Source organism: Variovorax paradoxus (assembly GCF_902712855.1).
Classification (GTDB): domain Bacteria; phylum Pseudomonadota; class Gammaproteobacteria; order Burkholderiales; family Burkholderiaceae_C; genus Variovorax; species Variovorax paradoxus_Q.
This window is the reverse complement of record NZ_LR743507.1, coordinates 3,174,356-3,185,781: the sequence shown is the minus strand read 5'-3', so window position 1 is coordinate 3,185,781 and position 11,426 is coordinate 3,174,356. Positions and strand designations below refer to the sequence as shown.

General features: G+C 69.3%; 12 protein-coding genes. 11 read left to right on the top strand and 1 reads right to left on the bottom strand.

Annotated elements, in window-relative coordinates:
• The 8 genes from AACL56_RS14620 to AACL56_RS14585 all read left to right on the top strand — a co-directional run bounded on the left by AACL56_RS14620 (position 1) and on the right by AACL56_RS14585 (position 7,726).
• Entirely contained in the window at positions 1-963 is a 963-nt protein-coding gene (locus AACL56_RS14620; RefSeq protein ID WP_425337016.1) for a 5'-methylthioadenosine/S-adenosylhomocysteine nucleosidase, read from the top strand.
• Positions 960-1,709 (top strand): alpha/beta hydrolase, encoded by a 750-nt coding sequence (locus AACL56_RS14615; protein ID WP_339090526.1) that lies wholly within the window; start codon positions 960-962, stop codon positions 1,707-1,709. Before AACL56_RS14620 ends, AACL56_RS14615 begins: the two co-directional genes overlap by 4 nt.
• On the top strand, positions 1,706-3,301 hold the full coding sequence (locus AACL56_RS14610) for an ABC transporter ATP-binding protein (protein WP_339090525.1): 1,596 nt from the start codon (positions 1,706-1,708) through the stop codon (positions 3,299-3,301). Before AACL56_RS14615 ends, AACL56_RS14610 begins: the two co-directional genes overlap by 4 nt.
• Positions 3,301-4,365: an ABC transporter permease gene (locus tag AACL56_RS14605; RefSeq protein ID WP_339092876.1), complete on the top strand. Its 1,065-nt coding sequence runs from the start codon at positions 3,301-3,303 to the stop codon at positions 4,363-4,365. Before AACL56_RS14610 ends, AACL56_RS14605 begins: the two co-directional genes overlap by 1 nt.
• Positions 4,366-4,498: 133 nt before the next feature.
• Positions 4,499-5,422, top strand: a complete 924-nt coding sequence (locus AACL56_RS14600) for an ABC transporter permease (protein ID WP_339090524.1) — start codon at positions 4,499-4,501, stop codon at positions 5,420-5,422.
• Position 5,423: 1 nt separating this feature from the next.
• Positions 5,424-5,876, top strand: a complete 453-nt coding sequence (locus AACL56_RS14595; protein ID WP_339090523.1) for a hypothetical protein — start codon at positions 5,424-5,426, stop codon at positions 5,874-5,876.
• Positions 5,877-5,923: 47 nt separating this feature from the next.
• The gene (locus AACL56_RS14590; RefSeq protein WP_339090522.1) at positions 5,924-6,379 is read left to right on the top strand and encodes a hypothetical protein; all 456 of its coding nucleotides are present in this window, start codon (positions 5,924-5,926) and stop codon (positions 6,377-6,379) included.
• Positions 6,380-6,439: 60 nt separating this feature from the next.
• The gene (locus AACL56_RS14585; RefSeq protein WP_339090521.1) at positions 6,440-7,726 is read left to right on the top strand and encodes an amidohydrolase family protein; all 1,287 of its coding nucleotides are present in this window, start codon (positions 6,440-6,442) and stop codon (positions 7,724-7,726) included.
• A 1-nt stretch (position 7,727) separates the two neighbouring features.
• On the opposite strand, the gene AACL56_RS14580 is transcribed toward AACL56_RS14585, so the two are convergent.
• Entirely contained in the window at positions 7,728-8,543 is an 816-nt protein-coding gene (locus AACL56_RS14580) for an IclR family transcriptional regulator (protein ID WP_339090520.1), read from the bottom strand.
• Between the two features lie 172 nt (positions 8,544-8,715).
• On the opposite strand from AACL56_RS14580, the gene AACL56_RS14575 reads away from it, so the two are divergent.
• The 3 genes from AACL56_RS14575 to AACL56_RS14565 are packed head-to-tail and all read left to right on the top strand — an operon-like array spanning position 8,716 to position 11,415.
• Complete coding sequence (locus AACL56_RS14575; protein ID WP_339090519.1) at positions 8,716-10,002, top strand: 3-isopropylmalate dehydratase large subunit; 1,287 nt, start codon at positions 8,716-8,718, stop codon at positions 10,000-10,002.
• Complete coding sequence (locus AACL56_RS14570) at positions 9,999-10,535, top strand: 3-isopropylmalate dehydratase (protein ID WP_339090518.1); 537 nt, start codon at positions 9,999-10,001, stop codon at positions 10,533-10,535. The genes AACL56_RS14575 and AACL56_RS14570 overlap by 4 nt, the downstream gene beginning before the upstream one ends.
• A 16-nt stretch (positions 10,536-10,551) precedes the next feature.
• Positions 10,552-11,415 (top strand): branched-chain amino acid ABC transporter permease, encoded by an 864-nt coding sequence (locus AACL56_RS14565; protein ID WP_339090517.1) that lies wholly within the window; start codon positions 10,552-10,554, stop codon positions 11,413-11,415.
• The last annotated feature ends 11 nt before the right edge of the window (positions 11,416-11,426 follow it).

Genomic DNA, 11,426 nt, shown 5'->3' with positions numbered 1-11,426 from the left:
ATGACGACCCCGCCCGCGCTGCCGCGCCTTCGCCGCCCGCTCCTGGCCGCCGTGCTCGGCGCCGCGCTCCTGCTCTCCGGCTGCGCCGGCATGCACACGGCGGGCAGCGCAGGCAACGGCGCGCGCCTGGACGGCACGCCGCGCATCGCGGTGATGTCGGCCTTCGAGCCCGAACTCAAGCTGCTGCTCACCCGCGTCCAGGGCCCGGTGAAGCACAGCGTGAACGGCGTGGAGTTCACCACCGGCACGCTCGAAGGCAAGCCCGTGGTGCTGTTCCTGTCGGGCATCAGCATGACGAACGCGACGATGAACACGCAGCTCGTGCTCGACCGCTTCCGCGTCACGAACATCGTGTTCAGCGGCATCGCGGGCGGCGTGAATCCGCAGCTGCACGTGGGCGACGTCACGGTGCCGGCGCAATGGGGCCAGTACCTCGAAGTGCTGATGGCGCGCGAGACCGCGCCCGGCAGGTTCAGCGCCCCGCCCTTCATCACCGATGCCACGCTGCCCAACTTCGGGATGATGTTCCCGCGGCCGGTCGAAGTGCGTTCGGCTGCGAAGCCGCAGATCGAGCGCAAGTTCTGGTTCGAGGCCGACCCGAAGATGCTCGAGGTGGCGCGCGGCATCCGCAACGTCGATCTCGCCAGCTGCGGCGCCGGCAAGTGCCTGCCGCGCAAGCCGCAACTGGTGGTGGGCGGCAACGGCGTCTCGGGCCAGGCCTTCATGGACAACAAGGCCTACCGCGAGTACACGTACAAGACCTTCCAGGCCAACGTGCTCGACATGGAAACCGCCGCCGTGGGCATGGTCGCCTACAGCAACGGCGTGCCCTACCTCGCCTTCCGCTCGCTCAGCGACCTCGCGGGCGGCGGCGACGGCGCCAACGAAATGGGCACCTTCATGAGCATCGCTGCGGACAATTCCGCCAAGGTCATGCTGGCTTTCCTCGCCGCCTGGAAGTGAGGCCGGCCGTTCGTCTCGTGCTGCTGCCGGGCATGGACGGCACGGGCGACCTCTTCGATCCTTTTCGCGAAGCCATGGGCGCGCGCATGCCGCACGTGCCGATCGACGTGGTGCGCTATTCCGGCACCGAGCTGCTGGGCTACGGCGAACTCGAGCGGCAGGTGCGCGCGCAACTGGCGCGGCTGCCGCAGGGCGAGCCGTTCGTGCTGCTGGGCGAATCCTTCTCGGGCCCGCTGGCCATCTCCATCGCGGCTTCGCCGCCAGCGGGCCTGCGCGGCCTGGTGCTGTGCTGCAGCTTCGCCCGGCGCCCCAGCCCCGGCCTGGCGTTGATGCGCGGCGGGGTGATCGAGCTGACCATGAAGCTGCTCCTCGTGCCGCAGATGGCCGGCCCGGTGCGCCGCATGCTGCTGGGCCGCTTCGCCACGCCGCGGCTGGCGGCGATGCTGCGGGACGCGATGCGCAAGGTCTCCGGCGCCGTCATGACCCACCGCATGAAGGAAGTGCAACGCGTGAACGTGATCGACAAGCTCGCCCGGGTGCGCGTACCCTCGATGTACCTGCAGGCCCTGCAGGATCGCGTGGTGCCCGCGCAGGCAGCCCGTACCATCCAGGGCGCGCTGGCGGGCCTTCGCATCGTGCGCCTGGAAGGCCCGCATGGCCTGCTGCAGGCCGCGCCCGACGCCACCGCGCGGGCCATCGAAACCTTTTGCCGCGAGCTCGGAGAACCCGGGCCCGCCCTGCCATGAATTCCACCGTGCTCCGGCTCGAGGGCATCACCAAGCGCTTCGGCAGCCTGGTGGCCAACGACGCCATTTCCCTCGACCTGCAGTCCGGCGAGGTGCTCGCGCTGCTCGGCGAGAACGGCGCCGGCAAGTCGACGCTGATGTCGATCCTGTTCGGCCACTACGTCGCCGACGAAGGCCGCATCGAGGTGTTCGGCGCTCCGCTGCCCGCGGGCAATCCCAAGGCCGCGCTGGCCGCCGGCGTGGGCATGGTGCACCAGCACTTCACGCTCGCCGACAACCTCAGCGTGCTCGACAACGTGATGATGGGCACCGAGCCGCTGTGGCGCCCGGTGTCGCGCCGGGCCGCCGCGCGCGAGCGGCTGCTCGAGGTCGCGCAGCGCTTCGGCCTGCCGGTGCAGCCCGACGCGAAGATCGGCAGCTTGTCTGTCGGCGAACGCCAGCGCGTGGAAATCCTAAAGGCGCTGTACCGCGGCGCACGCATCCTGATCCTCGACGAGCCCACGGCCGTGCTCACCCCGCAGGAGAGCGAGGCCCTGTTCGCCACGCTCGCGCAGATGGTGGCGCAGGGCCTGTCGGTGATCTTCATCAGCCACAAGCTCGGCGAGGTGTTGCGCGTATCGCACCGCGTGGCCGTGCTGCGCGGCGGCAAGCTGGTGGCCGAAGCGCGCACCGCCGACACCACGCAGGCCCAGCTGGCGCTGTGGATGGTCGGTCATGCGGTCGAGGCGCCGCAGCGGCGGCCGGCCGGATCGGTGGGCGACGCGGTCTGCGTGCTCGACCACGTGAGCACCGCGCCAGGCAAGGACGGCGGGCAGGACCGGCTGCGCGAGGTGTCGCTGACCTTGCGCGCCGGCGAGATCACGGCCATTGCCGGCGTGTCCGGCAACGGGCAGGTGGCGCTGGCCGAGCTGCTCTGCGGCACGCGCCGCGCCAGCGCCGGCTCGGCGCAGCTCATGGGCCGGCCGCTGCCGCCCTCGCCCGCCCGGCTGGTGCAGCGCGGCGTGGCGCGCATTCCGGAAGACCGCCATGCGGTCGGCGTGGTCGGCGACCTGCCGGTGTGGGAGAACGCGGTGTCGGAGCGGCTACGCAGCCCGGTGTTCTCGCGCTGGTCCTTCGTCGTGAAGCGCGCCGCCGCCCGCCTGCACGCACGGCGCATCGAGAAGGCCTTCGACGTGCGCGGCGCGGGCCTGATGGCGCCGGCCCGCTCGCTCTCCGGCGGCAACATGCAGAAGCTGATCCTGGGACGCGCCCTGCTGTCGCCCGAGCAGCCCGAACACGCCAGGGGCGACGACAACAAAAAGTACCCGAACCGCGCGCCGCGCCTCATCGTCGCGCACCAGCCGACCTGGGGCCTCGACATCGGCGCGGTCGCCTACGTGCAGCAGCAGCTCATTGCCGCGCGCGACGCCGGCGCCGCGGTGCTGGTGATTTCGGACGACCTCGACGAGGTGCTCACGCTCGGCGATCGCGTGGCGGTGATGCACGGCGGCCACCTGGGCGAAGCGCGCCCCGCAGCCGCATGGACGCGCGAGGCCATCGGCCTCGCCATGGCTGGTGCAACCGCACCGCACACCAAGGGAGGCGCAGCATGATGCGGCTCGAACGACGCCACGAAACCTCGCGCGCCGCGCTGGTGCTGGCGCCCATCGGCGCGGTGCTCTTCACGATGCTGATCAGCGCGCTGCTGGTGCTGTGGGCCGGCGCACCGGTCGGCCGCACCTATGCGCTGCTGCTGCAGGGCGGCTTCGGCTCGGTGTTCGCATGGAGCGAGACGCTGACGCGCGCCATTCCTCTGATCCTCACCGGGCTGGCGGCCACGGTCGCCTTCAAGGCGCGGTTGTTCAACATCGGGGCCGAGGGTCAGCTCTACGCGGGCGCCCTGGCCGCGGTCGCGGTGGGCGGCATGCATGGCGGCACGGGCTTCGAGCTGTCGCCCTGGCTGCTGTTTCCGCTGATGATGCTGGCGGCGGCGGTGGCGGGTGCACTGATGTTGCTCGGCCCGGCGCTCATGAAGAACAAGCTGGGCGTGGACGAGGTCGTGACCACGCTGCTGATCAACTTCATCGTGCTGCTCGGCGTGTCGGCCCTGCTCGACGGACCGATGAAGGACCCGACCGCCATGGGCTGGCCGCAGAGCGTGTCGCTGCAATCCGACCTCGAACTGGGCAAGCTCGTTGCGCAGACGCGCGTGCATACCGGACTGCTCTGGGCCGTATCGCTTGCGGTGATGGTGTGGGCGATCTTCAAGTACACGGTGCTGGGTTTCGACATCCGCGCGGTCGGTGCCAACGCGCGCGCCGCGGCCTTCTCGGGCGTGCCGGTGACGCGCACCGTCCTGATGGTGGCGCTGCTGTCGGGCGCGCTCGCCGGACTGGCGGGCGCCATCGAGGTGGCGGGCCGCACCAGCTATGTCACGCTCGACATCTCGCCGGGCTACGGCTACACCGGCATCGTCATCGCGATGCTGGCCGGGCTGCATCCGCTGGGCGTGATCGCGGCCGGCGTGTTCGTCGCAGGCGTGCTGGTCGGTGCGGACACCATGAGCCGCGCGGTCGGTGTGCCGACGTACATCGCGGACGTCATCGTCGCGGCCTCGCTGATCGCGGTGCTGGTGGCGACGCTGCTGACGCAGTACCGAGTGAGGATGAAGAAATGACCCCGATCCTTGTTTCGTGTGTCTTGCTCCTTTCCCTTCCGGGGGAAGGCCGGGATGGGAGCCACGGCTTCCACCCTGAGCGCCGCGTGCCCCCACTTCGACCCTCCCCCGGAAGCGGAGGGAGAAACTCCAGATGACCGACTTCCTCGACATCCTCGCCAACCCCGCCTTCTGGGTCGCGGTGCTGCGCATCGCCACGCCGCTGATCCTCGGCACGCTCGGCGTGCTGCTGTGCGAGCGCGCGGGCGTGCTCAACCTCGGCATCGAGGGGATCATGGTCGCGGGCGCCTTCACCGGCTGGCTCGCGGTGTACGCCGGCGCGCCGCTGTGGGCGGGCGTGGGCGTGGCCGCGCTCACGGGCATGGTGTTCGGCCTGTTGCATGCCTTTCTTACCGTCGGGCTCGCGCTCTCGCAGCACGTCTCGGGCCTCGGCATCACGCTGCTTGCGACGGCGCTCAGCTACTTCGGCTACCGCGTGAGCTTTCCGAAGGTCAACACCCCGCCCACCATCACGCCCTTCGCGCCGATGGACTGGCTGCCCATTCCCATCCTCAACGCCCAGACCGCGCTCACGCTGTTCGCGCTGCTGCTGGTGCCGGCGGTCGGCTGGGTGCTGTACCGCACGCCGCTCGGACTGGCGCTGCGCATGGCCGGCGAGAACCCGCAGGCCGCCGAAAGCCAGGGCGTGTCCGTCGCGGCCACGCGCACCGGTGCCATCGTCGCGGGCTCGGCGCTGATGGGCATGGCGGGCTCGTTCCTCACGCTGTCGGCCTTCAACGCCTTCTTCTTCAACATGGTGAACGGCCGTGGCTGGATCTGTGTGGCGCTGGTGGTGTTCGCCTCGTGGCGGCCGGGCAAGGCCTTGCTGGGCGCGCTGTTGTTCGCCTTCTTCGACGCGCTGCAACTGCGGCTGCAACAATCGGGCGACGCCGTGCTGCCCTACCAGCTGTACCTGATGCTGCCCTACCTGCTGTCGATCCTGGCGCTGGTGCTGGTGGCGCGCAAGGCCAGCTATCCGCAGGCACTGATGAAGCCGTACCGCAAAGGGGAACGTTGAGATGACGAAAACGACCGCTGCAACCCTGCTCGCCGCGCTGCTCGCATTCGGAAGCAACGGGGCGCAGGCGCTGGGCGCCGACTACAGCTACGAGACCTTCAAGACCCCCGACGCGGTCAGCTGGGTGCAGCTGTGCGGCACCTGGGGCAAGGACCACCAGGGCACCTACCGCGTGGTGCATGCCGACCAGTACGCACAGTCGTTCCTTTACGTGCAGTGGATGACCCGCGACGCGAACGGCAGCCTGCACGCCGAGCACACGGTCGCCATCGCGGAGCTCGACAACGATCACGCCGAGATCGCGCTGTCCGACATCACCTGCCGCTCGACCCCGCGCGGCATCGTCGTGACCGCCAAGGCCGATTCGGGCCATGACGACAAGTTGCGCCGCGTCACGATCGAAGTCGGTCCGGCGCCGGGCCAGTACCGCTTCCGGCCGCAGCGCACGCGATAGGCCCGGTCGATGCAGAAGCCGCGATGCCTGCGTCTGCCCGCACAAGCATGAACGACTCGCTCCATCTCGACACGACGAACGGCCGGCTTTCCGCGGCCGGAATCGTGGCCGATGCCGGCACCCGGGCCGATGCGCTGCCACCCGCCTTCGCGAAAACCGCGCAGGCCGTGCAGGTCGAGGGCCGGCGCGTCGATTGCGTGTTTGCCCGCACGACCGCGAGCTCGGGCGACATGTCGGTGCAGCTCGAGCTGCGCTTCGAGGAAGGCCTGCTGGTCAGCAGCTTCCTGACCTTCTGGACACCCGCACTGCGCAAGCTGGCCGACCACGACTTCCACGGCAGCACCGGTCAGCGCGAGCGACTTCACCTGCGATGGCTGTCGTCGATGGGCATCGACAATGCCCCGGCCGCTTTCTCCTGGGGCAGCGCCGGCGTGATGCGCGACCGCAGCGACAACGTCTGCATCTACGTGCACAACAGCAACAACCGCTGGGCGCACGGCTAGAACGCCTGCCGCGCCAAGGCAAGAAACCATACCGACCTCACGATCCCGGAAGCCACCACGATGCTCGACCTCCTCATCACCAACGCCACCCTCCCCGACGGCCGCACCGGCATGTCGATCGCCGTGCAGGACGGTTGCATCGCCGAAGTCACCGAAGGCCTGGCCGCGCCCGCGCACGAGAACCTCGACGCGCAGGGCCTGCTGCTTTCGCCGCATTTCGTCGATCCGCACTTCCACATGGACGCCACGCTCAGCTATGGCCTGCCGCGCGTGAACCAGAGCGGCACGCTGCTCGAAGGCATCGCGCTGTGGGGCGAGCTGAAGCCATTGCTCACGGCCGAGGCGCTCATCGAGCGCGCGCTGGCCTACTGCGACTGGGCCGTGGCCAAGGGCCTGCTGGCGGTGCGCACGCACGTCGACACCAGCGACCCGAGCCTGCTCGCGGTCGATGCGCTGCTCGAGGTCAAGCGCCGCGTGGCGCCCTACCTCGACCTGCAGCTGGTCGCTTTCCCGCAGGACGGCGTGCTGCGCTCGCCGGGCGGCGTGGCCAACATCGAGCGCGCGCTCGACAAGGGCGTGGACGTGGTCGGCGGCATTCCGCATTTCGAGCGCACCATGGCCGACGGCGCCGCCAGCGTGAAGCTGCTGTGCGAGATGGCGGCCGAGCGCGGCAAGCTGGTCGACATGCACTGCGACGAGTCGGACGACCCGCTGTCGCGCCACATCGAGACCCTCGCCTTCGAGGCGCAGCGCCTCGGCCTGCAGGGCCGCGTGACCGGCTCGCACTGCACGTCGATGCACTCGATGGACAACTACTACGTGAGCAAGCTGCTGCCGCTGATCGCGCAGAGCGGCGTGGCCGTCATCGCGAACCCGCTCATCAACATCACGCTGCAGGGCCGCCACGACACCTACCCCAAGCGCCGCGGCATGACGCGCGTGCCCGAGCTGATGGCCGCGGGCGTGAACGTGGCGTTCGGCCACGACTGCGTGATGGACCCGTGGTATGGCATGGGCTCGGGAGACATGCTCGAAGTGGCGCACATGGGCCTGCACGTGGCGCAGATGACGAGCCAGGCCGGCATCCGCCAGTGCTTCGAGGCCGTGACCACCAACGCCGCGCGCGTGATGCACCTGGAGGGCTACGGCCTCGCGGCCGGCTGCGAGGCGAGCTTCGTGCTGCTGCAGGCGCGCGACCCGGTCGAGGCGATCCGCCTGCGCGCCACGCGGCTCAAGGTGTTCCGCAAGGGGCAGTTGCTGGCGGAAACGCCTGCGGCCACCGCCAGCCTGCACATGGCGGGACGCAGCGCCGCGACGAGCTGGATGACGCCGCAGCGCCAGGGCTGATTCACTCGTCCTCGGTGGCGGCGGGCGCGGCGTTGCCGAGCATCGCGGCCTCGATCTTGCGCACCTCGCGGCGCAGCTCGCGCGCCATGTCGTCGCAGCGCTCCGCGCCGAGCCGCCCCGAGATGGCCGCGATGCTGATCGCGCCCACCGGGTTGTTCCTGGGAAACGCGATGCCGATCGCGCCGGTGCCCGGCGTCACCACGCTGTCGATGAAGGCGTAGCCCCGCGCCCTGCCCTGTGCCACGGCCTCGCGCAGGAAGTCGGCCGTGAACGAGGCGAACTTCTCGTAGCGGTGGCCGTTGGCCTGGATGATGGCCTCGGCTTCCGACTCGGGCATGGCGCACAGCATCGCCAGGCCGCCCGCGCCCACACCCAGCGGACGCCGGATGCCGATGTCCAGCGGCATCGCCTTGATCGGGAAATCGCCCAGCGCGCGGTTGGTGCACACCGCCTCCATGCCGCTGCGCTCGCTGAGGTAGAGCGTGTCCTGCGTGAGGTCGGCCAACCGGTGCAGTGCACCGTCGCACAGCTCGCTGAGCCGGTAGCGCGGCCGCGCGAGCAGCCCCAGCTCGTGCAGCAGCGGCCCGAGGAAGTACTTGCGCGTGGCCACGTCGCGGTCCACCAGCCCCTCGATTTCCAGCCGCGTGAGCATGCGCGCGCAGGTCGACTGCGGCAGCCCGCTGGTGGCCGCGATCTCGCCGATGCGCATGCCCCGCCGCCCGCGGGACGCCACAACGCGGAGCATGCCGACCACCCGCTCGATGCTCTGCGTTCCGGTGCGCGAGTTCTCACCTTGTGGCGATTCTTTGCCTGCCATGTTTGCCCTTCTGCTTTTGTCTCCTAGGTGTCGCTTTATATTGCATCCACATTGTGGATATTTAAGGGTTATCCTCATCCGGCGCAAAAGGCTGGCTCATCTGTAATTCATTGGAGGCGACAACACATGTCGCCACATTGTGGATATCCAAGGAATGCAGATGCCCCAAACGATGACCGAGAAAATCCTGGCCCGCGTGGCTGGACGGCCGAGCGTTCGCGCCGGCGAGGAAGTGCTGGCCCGCCCCGACTTCGTGATCGCCTACGACTTCCCCGGCTACACGGACGTGTTCTTCAAGGAAGCCAAGGAAGAGTTCGGCGTGGACAAGGTGCCCAGCCCCGAGCGCTTCGTGCTCTTCATCGACCACATGGTCCCGGCCACCGCGCCAAAGGAAGAAGAGCTGCACAAGGTCACGCGCCAGTGGGGCAAGGAACAGGGCGTGCCGGTGCACGAGCGCGAAGGCATCGGCCACCAGGTGTCGGCCGAGCTGGGCTACGCCACGCCGGGCGCGTTCGCCGTGCACTTCGACGGCCACGTGAGCCAGCTCGGCGCCTTCGGCACGCTGGCCATGGGCGCGCGCAAGAGCGTGCTCGAGACCTTCGTGAGCGAGAACATGGCGCTCACCGTGCCCGGCACGGTGAAGATCGAGATCACCGGCACGCTGCAGCCCGGCGTGATGGCGCGCGACGTGTTCCACCACATGGTGCGCGTGCTCGGCCCGTCGTCGTGCCGCTTCAAGGTGGTCGAGCTGTGCGGCCCGGTGATCGACGCCATGAGCATCGAAGGCCGCCAGACCATCTGCGGCCAGGCGATGTTCCTGGGTGCGACCACGATGCTGATCGCACCGGACGCGAAGACGCTGGCCTATGCCGAAGGCCGCTCGAAGATCGCGCTGGACCCGGTCTACCCCGACGCCGATGCCGTGTACGACCGCGAGGTGACCATCGACGTGAGCGCGCTCGCGCCCATCGTGGTGGCACCGCCGAGCCCCGCCAACACGCGCGACCTGTCCGAGTACGCGGGACTGGAGGTGCACACCGGCTACCTCGGCTCCTGCGCCAGCGGCCGGCTCGAAGACCTTCGCGCCGCGGCCGACGTGCTGCGCGGACGCAGGATCAAGCCGGGCTTCCAGCTGCACGTGGTGCCGACCTCGCAGGCCATCATGTCGCAGGCCGCCAGGGAGGGCCTGATTTCCACGCTGGTGGATGCCGGCGCGTTCATCAGCTCGTCGAGCTGCGACTACTGCTACGGCCGCATCGCGACCATGACCGACGGCCAGCGCGCCGTGTCGACCGGCACGCTGAACACGCCCGGGCGCATGGGCAGTGCCGATTCGGAAATCTTCATCTGCAACGCGGCGGTGGTGGCGGCTTCGGCGCTGGAAGGCTGCATTGCCGACCCCCGCCCCTACCTGGCGCAGGCCGCAGAGGCCCGCGCCCTCGAAGGGAGCGCCGCATGAGCATGCCCAACCTGCAAGGCCGCGCGGCCTGGATCTTCAAGGAAGACGACTTCGACATCGACCTGATCGTCGGCATCAAGAACATCAAGATCACCGACATCCACGAGCTCGCCGCCGTCACCATGACGGGCTACGACCCCGACTTCGCCAAGTCCGTGAAGAAGGGCGACCTGCTGGTGGGCGGCCACAACTTCGGCTACGGCCATCCGCACTACCCCGCGATGCGCGCCATGCGCCACCTGGGCGTGGCGGGCGTGATTGCGGAGTCGTTCTCGCCGGGCTTTTTCCGCGGCGAGATCAGCATGGGTTTTCCGCTCATCACCTGCCCGGGCATCCGCGAACTCACCGCGCGCTGGGACGAGCTGAAGGTCGACTGGGAAGCCAGCACCGTGACCCACGTGGCCAGCGGCAGGCAGCTGCCGTTCGAGCGGCTGTCGTCGGTGGAACGCGGCACGCTGGAGGCCGGCGGCTTCATTCCGTACCTCAAGGCACGGCTGGCGAAGCAAGGCGAAACACCGCCGCTGGCCGCCTGAGCCCGGAGCGCACCGAATGCTCCAGATGATCGTGAGCGGCGTCGCCCTCGGCGCCATCTACGGGCTGATCGCCCTGGGCATCGTGATGGTGTTCAAGGCGACCGGCATTCTCAACTTCGCGCACGGCGAGGCGGCCATGCTCTCGGCCTTCATCGCCTACACGCTGGTGCGCCTGGGCCTGCCGATGTGGGCCGTGGTGCCCATCGTGCTGCTGTTCGGCGCGGCGCTCGGCATGCTGATCGAGCGCTTCATCATCCGCCGCTTCATCGGCAAGGCGCTGCTGTCGTCGGCCATCTGCACGCTCGGCCTGTTCCTGATCTTCGGCGACCTCGCCATCTGGATCTGGGGCAAGGACACGCAGGAGCTGCCCAGCGTGTTCCCCGCCGCGCCCATCGACGTGGGCGGCGTGATCGTCTCGGGCATCGACCTGGGCATCGTGGGCGTGTGCGCGGCGCTGGCCGCCGCGCTGTTCGCGTTCTTCCGCTTCACGCGGCTGGGCATCGCGATGCAGGCCACCATGGAGAACCCCACGGCCGCGCGGCTGATGGGGATTCCGATCAAGCGCATCTACGCGCTGGCCTGGGCGCTGTCGCACGTCATCGCGGCGGCCGCGGGCCTGCTGATCGCGCCGCTGACCTTCGTGCACTTCTCGATGATGCAGAGCGCCCTGCACTTCGCCTTCGCGGCGGCGGTGCTCGGCGGCATCGGCAGCATGCCGGGCGCGCTGCTGGGCGGCGTGATCATCGGCGTGACCTCCAACCTCACCGGCGCCTACCTGTCCTCCGAATGGAAGGACGCGGTGCCCTTCATCGTGATGCTGGCCATCCTGATCCTGCGCCCGCACGGGCTGCTGGCACGGCGCCAGGTCAAAAAAGTCTGAGGAGCACCATC